Below are 15,966 nucleotides of genomic sequence, written 5' to 3'. Positions count from 1 at the left end.
AACAAGAGAGTGACATCATTCGCACGAAACAGGGATAGAGCGCCCCTACCCCCCCTTGTTCTCCGGCCTTTTGCCTGAAAGCAGCTCACGATACTCGGGGATGCTTCCGTCATCCTCTGCAGGATACTCCGGCGCCAGTGCCTTCAACGCATCAGACAGCAGACTGGCCACTACGGCCCGCGCCGCCTTCTTGTCGTCATTGGGAATCACGTGCCAGGGCGCCCAGGAGGTATGGGTCGCGGGCAATACCTGATTGACCAGATGGAGATAATCGCCCCGCGCTTGCCAGGCCAGCACATCAGCGTGATCAAACTTCCAGCGCTTGCGGGGGCTATCCAGGCGCTTGAGCAACCGTTGACGCTGCTCCTCCTCTGAAGTCTGCAGCCACACCTTGATGATCCGGGTACCTTCCCGCGTCAGATGCTGCTCAAAGCCATTGATCGCCTCGTACTTGCGCTCCCAGTCATCGCTGGCATTTTCACTCACCGGCCACAAACGCTCCGCCAAAACCGCTTCGTAGTGGCTGCGGTTGAAGGCCACCACCTCGCCCCGGGCCGGCAGGTGTCGCCACACCCGCCAGAGGAAATCATGGTGAACCTCCTCTCTCTGGGGTCGACCGAAGCTGTGGGCTCGGAAGGCGGCGGGATCCATGGCCTGACCGAGGGTGCGAATCAGGCTGTCCTTTCCGGACGCATCCAGACCCTGCAGCACCAGCAGCACAGCATTGCGCTGATTGGCAAACAGGCGACGCTGATGCTCGTTGATATCTCGCTGCGCTGCGGCCAGGTCAGGTTTCTGGTCTTCTGGCAGCACACTGTCCAGTGCCTCGACATCCATGCCGGGTGCAACTACATCGGCAAACTGTTTGCTGTCCATATTCCCTCCCCGGCAAACTCTCCTTCAGCATAATGGGAACCTTACCAGGTAGAAAACCGGAGATTGTCATGCAACCACGCATCAGCATGATCACCCTGGGTGTCCGCGATCTGGGCACCGCCATCACCTTTTACGAACAAGGGCTGGGCCTTCCCCGCCGCGCCATGCCAGACGATTCTCCCGTGGCGTTTTTCGAACTTAACGGCACCTGGCTTGGGCTGTTCGGCCACGATGCGCTGGCACAGGATGCTGGTGTATCCGCAGATGGCAGTGGCTTCCGGGGTGTCGCCATGGCCCATAACCTGGACTCCCCTGCCGAGGTGGATGCTCTGCTGCAACAGGCAGAGGCCGCCGGTGCCAACATCATCAAACCTGCCCAGGCCACGGACTGGGGGGGGCTATTCAGGGCACTTTGCGGATCCAGACGGGCACCTGTGGGAGGTGGCCTGCAATCCGCACTTCTGGGTGGGGCCGCGGTGAAGAAATGATTCCAGAAGCGGGTTTCGGGTACCGGGTTTCGAAAATCAAAAACAGCCCGGGCCTGATAGCATGGCTTTTGAGTTAGCGTTTGAATTTTGGCCACACAGCTGGACCGTGCTGTAGGAGTTCCCTTCCAGGGGACGAACCGAGCGCAGCGAGGCGACCGAAGGGAGTTTCTTCAAACCTTCCAGAATGAAAACAGGATCGCCGTGCGGGTTGAGCCTCCTGCAAATAAAGCCGTCTCTGGCATCCTTACCTCGCCAGGGCTCGGATCGCTTGCAGGCAAGCTCCTTGTATCTCTCCACGAGTGCTGATTAGCTACCAGCACTCACGGGTCGGGTTAAAGCCTGACAAGCTCCTGAGGGCATAGACCCTGTGACGTAGATCCTGGCTCCGACCCATTCTCTTAAATCTGAACGGTATCCGGGCTCTCCCCTCCGCGGGATGAAGCCGTATAAGCAAGGGAAGACACGAGAGATGCACTTCGTTGGAATTGATGTCAGCAAAAAGAGCCTCGATACACTTTGGCTGCGCCAGGCCAATCCCCGGAAGGTAAAAACACGGGTTTTCCAGAATCGGCGCGGGAAGGAGCACGAGGTTGCGCAGTGGCTGCTCAAGCAGACCGGTGCTGAGCCGTCCGAGATTCATGTGGTGCTGGAAGCCACCTGTATTTATCACGAGAACCTGACCTACGCACTCCATGAAGCTGGGTTGCAGGTGTATGTGGCCAATCCGGCGCGCACCAGGGACTTCGCCAAGAGTGAAGGGTTCTCAAGCAAGACAGACAAGCTCGACTCGCTGTGCCTGGCTCTCTACGTGAAAGAGAAGCATGAGCGACTACATAAATGGCAGCCGGAAGCGCCAGAGATCAGGCAGTTACGAGCGCTTGGTGCTCGTCTGGAGGCCTTGGAGAAAGACCGTCAGCGGGAAGAAAACCGGCTTGAGAAAGCGGAATTCAACCAGTCAAGCGAGCGAGTCATTGCCTCTATACAGGACATGATCGCGACACTGAATGAGGAGATCCGCAAGCTCAAAAAGGACATCGATGACCACATTGATGGCCATCCTGAACTGAAACAGGACCGCTCACTGCTGGAGAGCATCACTGCGGTAGGCGATGTGATGTCCCGAGAGCTGCTGTCGCTAATACACAGTCGGGACTTCCGGTCAGCCAAGCAATGTGCCGCCTTCCTGGGCATTACGCCGGTGCACAATGAATCCGGCGACTCCAGAAAGCCGACAAAGATCCGCAAAGGTGGCCGCGCCAACGTACGGGGAAAATTGTTCATGGCAGCAGTCACAGCATGCACCCACAACCCCGATATCCGGGCACTGAGACGGCGCATGGAAGACAGGGGGAAGACAGGTAAAGTGATTGTGGTGGCAGCAATGCGCAAGCTGGTGCAAATCGCCTATGGGGTAATCAAGCACCAAAAGAAATATACCCCACAAGTCGCATAGAGACGGCTTGCAGGGTATGGAGAGAGACGGTATCTACAGCGGCTTCGAAGAAATGCGGAGGTTGAAAACTTGCGTGTTGCGTGATGCAGCCGCAGAGCGGCCACAAAAAAGCCCGGCACATGGCCGGGCTTTTTTGTGTCGGGAAAAGCGAATCTTACTTGAAGATTTCGCCCTTCTCGGCTTTCTCTACCAGCAGTGCCGGCGGGTTGAAGCGATCGCCGTACTTGGCAGCCAGTTCCTGGGCGCGGGCCACAAAGCCTTTCAGCCCCCCCTCGTACTGGTTGATGTACTGGATCACACCACCGGTCCAGCCCGGGAAGCCGATACCGAAGATGGAACCGATATTGGCATCGGCTACAGACTCGATAACGCCCTCTTCGAAGCACTTCACCGCTTCCATGGCTTCGATGAAGAGCATACGCTCTTTCATGTCTTCCATGGGAATCTCGGTGGAGTCACCAAAGGCATCTTTCAGGCCTGGCCACAGCTTGGCCTTGCCACCTTCCGGATAGTCATAGAAGCCTTTGCCCTGCAGCTTGCCAGGACGATCCAGCTCTTCGACCATCTTCTTCATCACGTCCTGGGCAGGGTGATGCGGCGGCGGCGGAGTCCCGTCACGCTTGGCATCGTCCTCAGCAGCTTTACCGATCTTCAGGGCAGTGCCCATGTTGATTTCATCGATCAGCTTCAGGGTACCTACCGGGTAGCCAGCCTGCTGTGCAGCTTGCTCTACGGACGCGGCGGAAACGCCTTCCCCCAGCATGGCGATACCTTCGTTGGCGAAGGTGCCGATCACGCGGGTGGTGAAGAAGCCGCGGGAATCATTGACCACGATCGGGGTCTTGCGGATCTGCAGGCAGTAGTCGTAGGTCTTGGCCAGCACTTCCGGAGACGTGTCTTTACCACAGATGATTTCCACCAGCGGCATCTTGTCGACCGGGCTGAAGAAGTGGATACCGATGAAGTTGTCCTGCTTCTTCACACCCTTGGCCAGACCAGTGATCGGCAGGGAGGAAGTATTGGAACCCAGCACTGCGTCGGGCAGTACCACGTCTTCGATTTCCTGGAAAACCTTGTGCTTCAGCTCGGTGTTCTCGAACACGGCTTCGATCACGAAGTCCACGCCTTCCAGATCCTTGGCATCCGCAGTCGCAGTGATCAGGGACAGTACCTGCTCTTTCTTCTCTTCGGTCATCTTGCCGCGGGAGATGGCCTTGTCCAGCAGTTTGCGGGAGTAGTCCTTGCCCTTCTCGGCATTTTCCTGGGAGATGTCTTTCAGTACCACTTCGGAGCCGGTCATGGCGGTCACGTAGGCAATGCCTGCGCCCATCATGCCTGCACCCAGTACACCCACTTTCTTGGCGGTGAACTTGGGCACATCCTTAGGACGGCTGGCGCCACCGTTGATAGCCTGCAGGTTGAAGAAGAAGGCGTTGATCATGTTCTTGGCAACCTGACCGGTTACCAGATCAATGAAGTAGCGCTCCTCGATCAGGAAGGCGTTGTCCACGTCCACCTGGGCTGATTCCACGGCAGCCGCCATGATGTTCTTCGGTGCCGGGTAGTTGGCGCCCTTCAGCTGCTTGCGCAGGTTAGCCGGGAAGGCCGGCAGATTGGCAGCGAACTTCGGCGTAGACGGCGTGCCGCCCGGAATCTTGTAACCCTTGGCATCCCATGGCTGCTGGGATTTCGGGTTGGCAAGGATGAATTCCTTGGCCTTGGCAATCATCTCTTCTTCGCTGTCGACCACTTCGTCGATCAGGCCGACTTTCTGAGCCTTGGCCACTTTCATGCGCTGACCCTGCATCAGCACGTTCATCAGTGCGTCCTGGATACCCAGCATACGCACGGTACGCACGATACCACCGGCTCCCGGCAGCAGGCCCAGGGACACTTCCGGCAGACCAAACTGGGCTTTCGGGTTGTTCAGGGCCACACGACGGTGACAGGCCAGTGCGATTTCCAGGCCGCCCCCCAGCGCCGTGCCGTTCAGGGCACAAACAACCGGGATTCCCAGGGTTTCCAGCTTGCGCAGGTCGCCTTTCAGCAGCTTGCCGCCGTCAGCCATTTCCTGGGCGTTTTCCGGCTTAACCTGAATCAGGTCACGCAGGTCGCCACCGGCGAAGAAGGTCTTCTTGGCAGAAGTGATAATGACACCGGCGATGTCATCCTTCTCTTTTTCCAGACGCTCCACCGTGTCATGCATGGACTTGGTGTAACGGTCGTTCATGGTATTCGCAGACTGCTGCGGATCGTCCAGGGTCAGGGTAACAATGTTGTCCGCACCCTTTTCCCAGCGAATAGTCGATTCTGTCATTTCAATATCTCCAATTCCGGTGGCCGCTTACAGGCGCTCAACAATGGTGGCGATACCCATACCTGCACCCACACACAGGGTACAGAGGCCGAATTTCTGGTCGCGACGCTCCAGTTCGTCGAGCACGGTGCCGACGATCATGGCACCGGTAGCACCCAGCGGGTGACCCATGGCGATGGCACCACCGTTCACGTTGGTGATGTCGTAGCTGATCTCCATGTCCTTCATGAAACGCATGGCAACGGACGCGAAGGCTTCGTTGATTTCCCACAGGTCGATCTGGTCGGCGGTCATGCCGGCCTTGGCCAGGGCCTTGCGGGCAGCCGGCGCCGGGCCGGTCAGCATGATGGTGGGATCAGCACCGCTCACTGCGGTAGCAACGATACGGCCGCGGGGCTTGGCACCGATCTTGTCACCGGCGTCCTTGTTACCCATCAGCAGCAGGGTGGCGCCATCCACGATACCGGAGGAGTTACCCGGGGTATGAACGTGGTTGATCTCTTCCAGCCAGTGGTACTTCTGCAGGGCCACAGCATCGAAACCGCCCATCTCGCCCATCATGGCGAAGGACGGGTTCAGGTTGCCCAGTGCTTCAGCAGTGGTGCCCTTGCGGACGTGCTCGTCACGGTCCAGAACCACCAAGCCGTTCATGTCTTTAACCGGCACAACGGACTTGGCGAAGTAGCCCTTGTCCCAGGCTTCAGCTGCACGGGCCTGGGAGTTGGCTGCGTACTCGTCAACGTCCTTGCGGGTGAAGCCTTCCACGGTGGCAATCAGGTCAGCACCGATGCCCTGCGGGATAAAGCCGGTGTCGTAGTTGGTTTCCGGATCCAGCGCCCAGGGGGTACCGTCAGAGCCCATGGGAACACGGCTCATGACCTCCACACCACCAGCCAGTACCAGGTCTTCAAAACCGGAACGTACTTTCATGGCACCCAGATTGACCGCTTCCAGACCAGATGCGCAGAAACGGTTGATCTGCAGACCGGAAACGGTTTCCGGCAGACCGGCAGCCAGTGCAGCAATCTTGGGCAGTACACCACCCTGATCACCCAGCGGGGACACGATGCCCATGACGATGTCGTCGATCATCGCCGGGTCCATGTTCGGGAAGCGGGCCTTGAGTTCATTAATCAGGCCAACCACCAGGGAAATCGGCTTCACGGTATGCAGCGAGCCGTCTTTCTTGCCCCGGCCTCGGGGCGTACGAATCGCGTCGTAAATATAGGCTTCGGTCATGGAACCTTCCTCTTGCCTCAGGCAGATGTCAGCGTTGTGCTGACGGGTTATGAGGGCAGTGCGATAACAGGCAATCTACCCACGATGGAAAGACGGTAAGAGTGCCTGCCAGCGTCCCGTCACTCAATGACATGAGTTAACAGGGGGGTTGAGCGGAAAGGGCAAACACTTTCGCCCAGTCTGTACAGTCATTGCGCGGTGATGTTGACCTGCTATGGTGCTTGCCATTCGCTCAAGGAGATAGTTGATGTCCCATACTCTGGATGTTTTACAGTCATTGGCCTCGTCTGCCCTTCAACAGGGCCGGGGTATTGGTACCGCCGGGCATGTCCGTCAACCGGAAGAACCGCTTGAACTCTATGACATGGAAGGGTGCCCGTTCTGCCGTCTGGTCCGTGAAGCCCTCACCGATCTGGACCTGGATGCGCTGATCTTTCCCTGCCCCAAGGACGGCGACCGCTATCGTCCGCTGGTGGAGCGTCTGGGTGGCAAGCAGCAGTTTCCCTACCTGATGGACCCCAACACCGGTGCTGAACTTTACGAGTCGGCGGACATCATCGAATACCTGTATCAGGAATACGGCGGTCGGCCGGCCCCGAAACGCTGGCTGGTTCGCAGCCTGCGCACGGCAGCATCCGTGGCGGCCTCCCTGCCCCGGGCCCGCCGTGGCGTCTACTGCGATAACTCGCTGCCACCAGAGCAGCCGCTGGAACTGTATTCCTTTGAAGCCAGTCCGTTTGCCCGGCTGGTGCGTGAGCGCCTGACCGAACTGCAGATACCCTACATCCTGCGCCAGTGTGGCCGGGACCAGTGGCAGGATTGGGTACTCCCCCCCCTGCGCAAACAACTGGTACCGGATTACGCACCCAGCCAGCGCAACCGGGTGGACCTGATGGACCGCGCCGGCAGGATTGCGGTGCCCTATCTGGTAGATCCCAACACCGGTACCGAAATGTTTGAATCCTCTGTCATTCTGGATTATCTGGAACGAACCTACGCCCGCTAAGGGGCACAGGTAAGGCAGAGACCCAGTCACGGGGCAGTGAAAATCGCCAGCCAAGGCAAGCTGCCCCGCACTGCTTCCCATATTTTCCGGGGTATGAGCCTCTTCCTTTGTGGGAGCTTGCCTGCAAGCGATCCGAGCCCTGGCGAGAAAAAGACGGTTACAAGCCACGCGACGCGAGTTTCGCCCCCGCAAACCCTTCGACCCGCCCTGTTTGGCCTTTCGAAACTCTTCACTCGCATCTTTGCCCTTGTCTGGCTACGACCAGAGCCCCTCCCTACGGTCCATCGCGTAGCTCACTTCGCTCCCTGGAAGGAAGATCCTGGCCAGAAAGAACCTGCAGAAGCTGGGTGGAAATTGGCTCGTCGCCAATGCATGCCTTCATATCACGAAAGACTCTGCCGAAATGATCAGCCCTGCAGAGCCTCGTCAAGTAGATACAAGCTACAGGACAACAATGAACTGCCCCGCCCCATTTCCGCACCCCGGCGACAGTCCACGGGAAGCCAGTTATCCGGAACGGCAACAAATGCCGTTCCGGGCACTTCTCCCGCATCCGCTTTAGTGCTATATATCGCTTAAGACGTTGTCTCGAGCGCCTCTGAGGGCGACCGACAGTGTCCCTTCTATTAACAGCGGACAGTGAGCAGCACCATGGGTCGTCGACACTTTGATGACTATGAACCGGAAGAGTGGGAAGAAGAACACAAGCGCGCCGACCGGGAACGTCGCAAACGTGAAGCCAAACGGCAACGTCATCACGGTGATGAAAACAACGGGAACCGTGAATCCCGGGATTCACGTTTTTCCTGAACCCTGAACGGTATTACCCGCTTTCACCTCGCCGAAAGCCTGTCTCCCCGGCTTTCGGTGCATGGGCCTTTTTGTCTTTCACTGTGCCGACCTGCAGCCGTAGCAGGCAACCTGCAGCAACACCTGGTCCGTTGCTGTTCGACACCACGCCTCGCCTGACACTCCGCGATGAACGTTTTACCGGGCCAGCATTCAGGTATCGCCGTAGCGCCCCGCCAGGGTGGTAAGAATGGAGGCGGCGTGATCATCCACGTCCAGATGAAAGCCGCCCCGCCAGTGACCATTGGGCAGATAATCGTGCCAACAAGGCGTGGCCATCACTGCCACTTCACGCTGGCCATACAAGGGTATGGGAAGATCCAGACGCAAGGATTGCATCTGGGAGGGAGGCACTCCCCGACCGGTCAGGCAGATGCCTTCGTCGGTGAGATTGAGAACATGACCAATAGGCTGACTACCGATGCAGGCCTTCACGTTCAGGCGTAACCGGGGCCTTCGAAAACGACGACGTTCCATAACGAGTCCTCTTTCATGCCGGTTCAACTGCCAGTTTCCTCCCGCCTTCTGTACCATGCAAGAAGAGTAATCGTTTCGGAATGTAGTTTTGTGGAGCAGTTCCATGGCCAGCAATGATGATGATCTTTTCCGACGTGAAATGGCGGATGTGACTCCCATCAAGCAGGATGGACGCGTTGAAACCGGTCGCGCCCCCCGCAAAGACAGTATTCGCGAGCAATTGCGCCGCGCCGCTGCCGTGGATGACAAGCGCGACAGCAACCCGCTGACGGTCCCGGAACAGGTAGAACCTATCGCCCCACTCGACATCATAGGCGTTAAGAAAAACGGTGTGCAGGAAGGGGTGTATCGCAAACTCCGGCTCGGCAAATACGAAGCCCAGGACGTGCTCGATCTACACCGCGTGCGCCTGATGGATGCTCGCAACCTTGTGCACCAGTTCCTCACCCGTGCCCACGAGAACAGCCTGCGAGCGGTACTGATCAGCCACGGCAAGGGCCTGCACAGCGAACGCCCCGGCTTCCTCAAGAGCTACGTGATGCACTGGCTGCACGAGAGCCACCTGGTCCTCGCCTACCACACCGCCCCCGCCAACCGCGGCGGCACCGGCGCCACCTATGTACTGATCCGCAAGAACAGTCAGGCGAGGCAGCGGAATCGGGAGTTTTTTATGGAGGCGGGGAAAAATAACCGCTAATTAATAATGAATAGTTAATAATGAATAATTCGCGATAAGCGAATTAGGGTCTTGAAACGCATGAGGCCGCGCCCATCCTACGGGCGCGGCCTCATGCGTTTCAGATCAAAGCAAGGCGCTCTCGCGCAGCTATTAATTATTCATTATTAACTATTCATTATCTCTTGATTCTGTTGATCCCATTGATCGCCGCCACCCGATACGCCTCCGCCATGGTCGGGTAGTTGAAGGTGGTGTCGATGAAGTATTCCAGGGTGTTCTGCTCGCCGGGCTGGCGCATGATGGCCTGGCCGACATGGACGATTTCCATGGCCTGGTAACCAAAACAGTGGATACCGAGGATAGCCAGGGTATCGCGGTGGAACAGGATTTTCAGCATCCCTACCCGCTCACCGGTAATCTGTGCCCGGGCCAGATTGCGGAAGAAGGCCTGTCCGACCTCATAAGGAACTTTTGCTTCGGTAAGTTCCTGTTCACTCTGCCCCACGCTACTGATGCCGGGAATGGTGTAGATGCCCGTGGGCACATCTTTCACTTGCTTGATCTCGTCGCCAGCAATGGCCGCCGCGCAGAAGCGACCCTGATCGTAGGAGGCGCTGGCCAGTGACGGCCAGCCCACCACATCGCCCACCGCATAGATATTTTCTACTTCGGTCTGGTAACGCTCATTGACAGCAAGCTGGCCCCGGCCATTTGGCTCCAGGCCAACCATTTCCAGCCCCATGTTGGTGGTGTTCCCGGAGCGACCGTTACACCACAACAGGGCATCGGCGCGCAGCTTCTTGCCAGACTTGAGCTCCAGCGTCACCCCGTCGTCGTCTGCACTCACTCTCTTGTATTCTTCCCCCTGGCGGATAGTGCAGCCCTGGTCACGCAGGTGATAGCTGAGCGCATCGGAAATTTCCGTATCCAGAAAGTCCATCAGATGATCACGGGAGTTGACCAGATCCACGCGAATACCCAGGCCGGTAAAGATGCAGGCGTATTCGGAACCGATCACACCGGCGCCATAGATAATGATATGACGGGGGGTGTGGTTCATGGTGAGGATAGTGTCGGAGTCATAAACACGGGGATGATCGAAATCCACATCCGCCGGATGATATGGCCGAGAGCCGGTGGCAATCAGGATATGCTTTGTTTCCAGAAGATGTGTACGCCCTTCCGTGTCGTCTACCTGAACTTCATGGGGGTTGGCGATACGCCCTCGGCCGGCAAAGATGGTCACCCGGTTGCGGATGTAAAAGTCGGTGCGCACCTGTACCTGGGAATCAATCACTTCCTGGGTTCGGGTAATCAGATCCTGCCAGCGCACATCCCGGGGGTTGATGATACCGCGCAGTAAAGGATTGCGCTGGGTTCGAATCACCTGCCGCACCTGATGGCGCAGCGCCTTGGAAGGAATGGTGCCCCAGTGGGTGCAGTTACCGCCCATGGCTCGCTGATCTTCCACAATGGCTACCCGCAGGTCCTTCTTGGCTGCCTGCATGGCCGCCGCCTCCCCTGCCGGGCCGCTCCCAATCACCACAAGATCCCAACCGGCACTGATGTCCATTCACACCTCCCTCTCGTTAATCCACACAGTATAGAGGGCTGGCAGTAGCACGACGAGTTAGACTAAGGTGAGAATGATAAGAGCACGGCAACGCGACAACAGGGAGAGCGCGATATGGAACAGGAAAACAGCGTCAAGAAACCGTCTGCACTGGCGCGTGGCAGCAAAAAATCCGGCCAGTGGCTGATCAGCCATCCGCTGGGAGCCCTTCAGATCCTGGGGCTGATTCTGTTGGTGGTTATCGTGATGCAGAATCTGGAGCCCACCAGTATCGACATCCTGTTCTGGACCCTGGTGGACATCCCCAAATTACTGTTGCTGCTGATCAGCATGGTGGCGGGCGCCCTGGTGTGGGAACTGGCCAAACGCACCCTGCTACGCCGCAAACCGCCGGCGCAGCAGTAACATCACGGTTCCCAGCAGCATCCAGCCCATGCTGCCGGAACCGGCAGAAGTTTCTTCGTTGACGTAGCTGACGGTATAGCGCACCTGCTGGGAGGTGGTGTCACACAGGGTATCTTCCACCTTGAGGGTGAACGAATCCTTGAAGGTGTTGAAGTTGCTGTCTGGCACATAAGTCACGGTACCCGCATTGTCATCATCAATAACAATACCGGTACCCAGCACATCCCCGTTGGCATTCTTCTTCGCGAAACTGGGTTCGTTGGCGATGGAGACGTCATAGCGTCCACTGGTCCAGTCGATCAGGGCATCCGGTTCGTCCGGATCACTGACTTCCAGTTTGAACACCACTTTTTTGCCCGGCTGATTCACCACCGATTTCCCTTCCAGGGTTGGCGCCTTGTCTTTGAGTGTCATCACCACCGTGGCCGGCAAGGAAGTGGCACCCTGGTCATCGGTGAAGGTATAGAGAAATGCCACCTCCACCGGATCTTCGCTGGTGCTGGCACACATACGGTCATCAAACTCAGGCAGCGCCGGAGGGGTAAACAGTACGACACACTCATCGGCGATATCGCCGTCCTCGAACAGGCTCGAGTTGTCGTCAATAATTCGCTGGGGGATCGGGTCACCACACTTGAGGTCGTAGCCGTCTCGCTCTTCGTTGTAGTAGAGCCAGACAAAACGAAGCTCGGCACCCTTCATGGAAACTTCGGAGGGCGTCGCAGGAGAGGGAATATCCAGCCGGAACAGGGTCCAATCGTCGTTATTGTCGGGGTCTTGCAAATAGGTGTCACCCGTACCCTCATACTTTTCCGGGTCCGAGCCGGCGTAGAGCTCAGCATGCTCGAAAGTGAAGTAACCCTGTGCAAACATGCCTGGATCCATTTCATCCAGTAGTACAAATTCGCCACCGTCACTTGGCAGGTCATTATCCAGAATATCCACCGGCACCTGACGTGACGGCGTATTCTGGTTATTGCCTTCATCATCTTCCGCAGTGATCTGCTGATACTCGAACGCACCCACATCGCACACACCACCAGAGGTCCGGTCAACACCGCGCAAGTCGGTGGCTCGGCATGCCAGAGGCGTTCCCGTGCCACTGACCAGGGAGGCCTGATCATTGCCCATGTTCACCAGCACCATGTCGGTCTCCGCATTCGCAATGGCCAGGTAAGGAGGCACGTAATCATCGCTGCTGCCTTCCCCTTCCACACTGCTCAGTGAGGTTTCAAGGGAGGCCGCGCCGGTGGAGGCCTGATCCGTGGTGCTGGCATTGGTGGCCTCACAGGCCATGTCGGAATACGCGTTATACGCACTGTCCAGCAGCAGGGTGGCGCCACTGCTACAGGCGGCACCACTATTGAAATAGGCCGAATTGCCCATGCGGGTTTCCGTGCTCGCATCACCCAGCTCCAACCCCAACCCACCGGTATTATTGAGGAAGGTGCTATTCATGATGTTGGCGTTGATATCCAGCCCGCTGAAGTCCAGCGCAGAACCTTTCGGGGCGCTGTTGTTCACAAAGGTGCTGTTGGAAATCTGTACTTCACCCGCGCGGATATTGGCATCCAGCACACCGCCTTCCACCGCCGCAGTGTTACCCTCGAAGGTGCTGTCCACGATGGCGACCCGGAAGGTTTCACCATTCTGCGCCGTGCTGGCCATTACCCCGCCTGACACACCCGCGGTATTGCCACTGACAAAGCTGCGGTTGAAGGTGAGCAGTTTCTCATTCCCCGCATTGGCACGAACGAACGCTACCCCGCCATTGGCTTCCGCCTCGTTATTGAGGATGCGCACCCGGTCAAAAATCACCGTGCCCCCGGTCACCACAACGGCGCCGGAACCGGCATCGCCGGCGCCTGCCGCATAGCCATCTTCCAGCGTCAGGTACTGGAATCGTACTGACGGGTAACCCAGATTCGGTCCTGGCGGCTGCACTTCAAACAGACGAAAGCTGCCATCACCAAGAATACGTGTCAGGGTATCGTCATCATCACTGGTGTCTTCATCCCGCGCGCCCTTGCCAATGATCTCAACACCCCCGCCCTCGATAATCAGGGTGCCGGCAAGCTGGATGTCGCCTGCCGGCAGCAGGATGGTATCTGTGGAATTGCCGCCATACTCACAATCCGTGCTGGCCGCCGCCCCCGCGTTCAGCAGCGCCTCTCGCAGGGTACATTTGCCATCATTGGGGATGGAGGGGATCCGGTCTTCCAGGGAGTTCACGGTGATATCCACCGCCAGGGCCTGACCGCTGACCAGCAATGCTGCAACAGCCAGCAGTTGACGGCCAGCGCGGCCAAAGCGCCGCATCAACCCGGCGCACAGCAACATCGCCATCATCACGCCGCCCAGCGAACCAATGCTGTCGCTTTCAGAGAGGCCACTGGCAGGTTCGGCAAAGAAGTTGGCAATTTCGTCCTGGTCCTGCCCCAGATCCGTGCCGCCATCGAAGGCGTCCTTGTCCACCTTGTAGCGGATCTGGTCCACACCGTGGAAGTTGGACGACGGTGTGTAACGAATTTTCGGGTAGCCGTTGTCATCAATTACCGGCACGGCTGCCCCCAGTTCCGGGAACTCGATAATAGTGAGGCACCGATCCAGGCGAGCCTGATCCAGACAGGCGTCGTCGCCCAATACGCACACCCCATCGCCAATGATCTCATCATCGAGCAAGCGGCAGTCGATCACCGTGTCATTCAGATCATTGGCAACCACATCCCCCAGCACACTCTGACCGCTGATCATGTCGATCTCTTCCGGTTGCGCCTGGGCGCGCAGAAATTCGACGGCACCCACATCACAACGGCCGCCCGCACCACCGCGGGCATTGCCCCGGTTATCCGTGCTTTCACAAGGATCCACGGTGGAGTTTTCAGGATTGCCACGATCAAACAAGCTGGCGAAACCGGGGGATGCCAACGGGTCTGCCGCCACTGCATCAGGGAGCGGGTTGGGCAAAAAGGCGGGGTAAGGGCCTCCAATGGCATCAGCGGACATGGGTAAACAGACACCGGCACCCTTTAGCCCAATTTCACAGGGTTCACGGCCTTCGCCCAGGAACACATCCTCCTGGGCGCCATTGGGATTGCTGGTCACAGGCGTACCCAGCGTCTGTTCTTCAGGCAGCGGACAGTTAGAATCATCAGTGATCGTGAACAGCAAGCGGGCCGCTGCCGCTGCGTTCACTGCTGTGCCATCCAGACCGGCACCGGCGCAGGCGCCGCCATCGTTGCCCACCAGTACCGTGTGCAGAATATGGTCGGTGGTCTCGGCGTCAGCCGGGTCGTCAAACACGGTCTCCGCCAACGTCAACGCCACACCATCATTGAAAGCGATGGTCATGTTGACCAGCACCGAGGCATAGTTTTCCGACACCACGTTGATGGCACCGCCGATATTGTTGGTAATGGTGCCATTACCCAGTTCCACGCCAATGCGCACCGCGGGCACTGCCGGTACAGCCGGAATCGGCGGAACCACTGAGGTATCCTCGGGCACTGCCTCCGCCCCCGGGTCACCCCCATCCAGATAGATGACACCGGCATCAGCACCGCCCGTGGCCTCATTGTTGGCCATGTAGAAGTCGTAGCCGATGATGTTGCCATCAAAGGTGTCGGAGGTGGCAATCACCGCGCCCTGCTGAGCCACATTGTCTTCAAACAGGCCACCGTTGCGGAACGCGATACCACTGCCTTCTGTCATGTACACCGCGCCACCCTGATCGGCAGTCCCGCCGGCCAGCACCGTGTTGCTGTTGACGATGACCGTACCGGCAGCGCGAATCAGGCCGCCATTGCTGTCGAGTTCCCGCTCGGCAACCTCCGCATCCATCAGGTCCGGCACCGTGGCGTCGCCGTCCCTGAGCTCCAGATTGGCCAGCGATATGGCGCCGCGATCATGGATCGTGAACACACGATACTGGTTGTCTGCGGTGATAACAGGGCGCACCTTGTCTTCGGCTTCTTCAAACGCATCCAGCTGAAGCGTCAAGGCGATCTGGTTGGAGAGCGGTTCAAACGTTACGGTGTACTCGGTCTTGGTGTCGTCCGGATCGGTGGTACTCGGATCGGGGACTTCCTCGGAGGTGACAACCACCTTTTCGCCAATACCGACGGGCAGGCTGCCATGCTGCAGCTGATAGGTCTTGCCCGCCACCAGCCTGAGGGTGTCGCTACCGGAACCGGCTTCGCAGCCATCCACGGCAATTCGATAATTGCTGGCGTAGATCGCTTCCCGGATAGAGCAGAAGCCATCTGAAGGCGTGGAGGTCACCTGCCATTCGGTATCTTTATCCCACTCCTGGGCAGCAGGCGATTCATCAACATTATCCACCGCCACCACGGTGACTTCAGGATCCGTTGTGCTGTTGATCTCATAAACCGTTGCATGGGAAGCGGCTGCAAAAAGCAGGGTACAGCCAGCAAGGCACTGCCAAGGCCCGGGGTGGCGCATTGTGTTCTCCTGCAGGCGTCAGTTCGCCTGGCATTATTGTTCTAATAGGTCTTTCGGAGCCCGCAGAGGGGGCGGTATATGTAACCCTATGTAATCACGAGCAATAATACCGCCGATATCGGTATCAAACTGTTGTTGGTATG

General features: G+C 58.0%; 12 protein-coding genes. 6 read left to right on the top strand and 6 right to left on the bottom strand.

Going from position 1 to position 15,966, the window contains the following annotated elements:
• Positions 1-45: 45 nt before the first annotated feature.
• Positions 46-876 carry a PPK2 family polyphosphate kinase gene (locus HF945_RS06345; protein ID WP_290524902.1) on the bottom strand — a complete coding sequence of 277 codons (831 nt, stop codon included), beginning with the start codon at positions 874-876 and terminating at the stop codon, positions 46-48.
• Positions 877-944: 68 nt separating this feature from the next.
• Here HF945_RS06345 and HF945_RS06340 point away from each other — a divergent pair, with 68 nt between their 5' ends.
• Complete coding sequence (locus tag HF945_RS06340; RefSeq protein WP_366492714.1) at positions 945-1,364, top strand: VOC family protein; 420 nt, start codon at positions 945-947, stop codon at positions 1,362-1,364.
• Positions 1,365-1,833: 469 nt separating this feature from the next.
• Positions 1,834-2,817: an IS110 family transposase gene (locus HF945_RS06335; RefSeq protein WP_290522779.1), complete on the top strand. Its 984-nt coding sequence runs from the start codon at positions 1,834-1,836 to the stop codon at positions 2,815-2,817.
• A gap of 154 nt (positions 2,818-2,971) precedes the next feature.
• On the opposite strand, the gene HF945_RS06330 is transcribed toward HF945_RS06335, so the two are convergent.
• Together HF945_RS06330 and HF945_RS06325 are read right to left on the bottom strand one after the other, a co-directional pair.
• Positions 2,972-5,134 carry a 3-hydroxyacyl-CoA dehydrogenase NAD-binding domain-containing protein gene (locus HF945_RS06330; protein ID WP_290524901.1) on the bottom strand — a complete coding sequence of 721 codons (2,163 nt, stop codon included), beginning with the start codon at positions 5,132-5,134 and terminating at the stop codon, positions 2,972-2,974.
• Between the two features lie 27 nt (positions 5,135-5,161).
• Positions 5,162-6,373, bottom strand: coding sequence for an acetyl-CoA C-acetyltransferase (locus HF945_RS06325; protein WP_290524900.1), 1,212 nt, complete (start codon positions 6,371-6,373; stop codon positions 5,162-5,164).
• 247 nt (positions 6,374-6,620) lie between these two features.
• Here HF945_RS06325 and HF945_RS06320 point away from each other — a divergent pair, with 247 nt between their 5' ends.
• Entirely contained in the window at positions 6,621-7,379 is a 759-nt protein-coding gene (locus HF945_RS06320) for a glutathione S-transferase N-terminal domain-containing protein (protein WP_290524899.1), read from the top strand.
• A gap of 651 nt (positions 7,380-8,030) precedes the next feature.
• The gene (locus HF945_RS06315) at positions 8,031-8,189 is read left to right on the top strand and encodes a hypothetical protein (RefSeq protein ID WP_290524898.1); all 159 of its coding nucleotides are present in this window, start codon (positions 8,031-8,033) and stop codon (positions 8,187-8,189) included.
• A 192-nt stretch (positions 8,190-8,381) separates the two neighbouring features.
• Here HF945_RS06315 and HF945_RS06310 read toward each other — a convergent pair whose 3' ends face one another.
• Positions 8,382-8,705 (bottom strand): hypothetical protein, encoded by a 324-nt coding sequence (locus HF945_RS06310; protein WP_290524897.1) that lies wholly within the window; start codon positions 8,703-8,705, stop codon positions 8,382-8,384.
• A 103-nt stretch (positions 8,706-8,808) separates the two neighbouring features.
• Here HF945_RS06310 and smrA point away from each other — a divergent pair, with 103 nt between their 5' ends.
• The gene (smrA, locus tag HF945_RS06305; RefSeq protein ID WP_290524896.1) at positions 8,809-9,402 is read left to right on the top strand and encodes a DNA endonuclease SmrA; all 594 of its coding nucleotides are present in this window, start codon (positions 8,809-8,811) and stop codon (positions 9,400-9,402) included.
• 157 nt (positions 9,403-9,559) lie between these two features.
• Here the strand turns inward: smrA and sthA are convergent, their stop codons facing one another.
• Positions 9,560-10,957 carry a Si-specific NAD(P)(+) transhydrogenase gene (gene sthA / locus HF945_RS06300; RefSeq protein ID WP_290524895.1) on the bottom strand — a complete coding sequence of 466 codons (1,398 nt, stop codon included), beginning with the start codon at positions 10,955-10,957 and terminating at the stop codon, positions 9,560-9,562.
• Between the two features lie 114 nt (positions 10,958-11,071).
• Between sthA and HF945_RS06295 the strand changes: the two genes are divergently transcribed.
• Positions 11,072-11,362 (top strand): hypothetical protein, encoded by a 291-nt coding sequence (locus tag HF945_RS06295; RefSeq protein WP_290524894.1) that lies wholly within the window; start codon positions 11,072-11,074, stop codon positions 11,360-11,362.
• Here the strand turns inward: HF945_RS06295 and HF945_RS06290 are convergent.
• Positions 11,333-15,823 (bottom strand): choice-of-anchor Q domain-containing protein, encoded by a 4,491-nt coding sequence (locus HF945_RS06290; protein ID WP_290524893.1) that lies wholly within the window; start codon positions 15,821-15,823, stop codon positions 11,333-11,335. The two genes, HF945_RS06295 and HF945_RS06290, sit on opposite strands and share 30 nt — an antisense overlap.
• Positions 15,824-15,966: the final 143 nt, after the last annotated feature.

Origin of the sequence: Alcanivorax sp. (assembly GCF_017794965.1) — a bacterium.
Lineage (GTDB): Bacteria > Pseudomonadota > Gammaproteobacteria > Pseudomonadales > Alcanivoracaceae > Alcanivorax.
Note: the sequence above shows the minus strand (reverse complement) of the source record. Positions and strands in the feature narration are given on the sequence as shown.

Bases quoted from the DNA above. Each gene is read 5' to 3' on its own strand.
- HF945_RS06320 (WP_290524899.1), top strand. From the start codon at position 6,621: ATGTCCCATACTCTGGATGTTTTACAGTCATTGGCCTCGTCTGCCCTT.
- HF945_RS06310 (WP_290524897.1), bottom strand. From the start codon at position 8,705: ATGGAACGTCGTCGTTTTCGAAGGCCCCGGTTACGCCTGAACGTGAAG.
- HF945_RS06340 (WP_366492714.1), top strand. From the start codon at position 945: ATGCAACCACGCATCAGCATGATCACCCTGGGTGTCCGCGATCTGGGC.
- HF945_RS06330 (WP_290524901.1), bottom strand. From the start codon at position 5,134: ATGACAGAATCGACTATTCGCTGGGAAAAGGGTGCGGACAACATTGTT.
- HF945_RS06335 (WP_290522779.1), top strand. From the start codon at position 1,834: ATGCACTTCGTTGGAATTGATGTCAGCAAAAAGAGCCTCGATACACTT.
- HF945_RS06345 (WP_290524902.1), bottom strand. From the start codon at position 876: ATGGACAGCAAACAGTTTGCCGATGTAGTTGCACCCGGCATGGATGTC.
- smrA (WP_290524896.1), top strand. From the start codon at position 8,809: ATGGCCAGCAATGATGATGATCTTTTCCGACGTGAAATGGCGGATGTG.
- HF945_RS06295 (WP_290524894.1), top strand. From the start codon at position 11,072: ATGGAACAGGAAAACAGCGTCAAGAAACCGTCTGCACTGGCGCGTGGC.
- sthA (WP_290524895.1), bottom strand. From the start codon at position 10,957: ATGGACATCAGTGCCGGTTGGGATCTTGTGGTGATTGGGAGCGGCCCG.
- HF945_RS06290 (WP_290524893.1), bottom strand. From the start codon at position 15,823: ATGCGCCACCCCGGGCCTTGGCAGTGCCTTGCTGGCTGTACCCTGCTT.
- HF945_RS06325 (WP_290524900.1), bottom strand. From the start codon at position 6,373: ATGACCGAAGCCTATATTTACGACGCGATTCGTACGCCCCGAGGCCGG.
- HF945_RS06315 (WP_290524898.1), top strand. From the start codon at position 8,031: ATGGGTCGTCGACACTTTGATGACTATGAACCGGAAGAGTGGGAAGAA.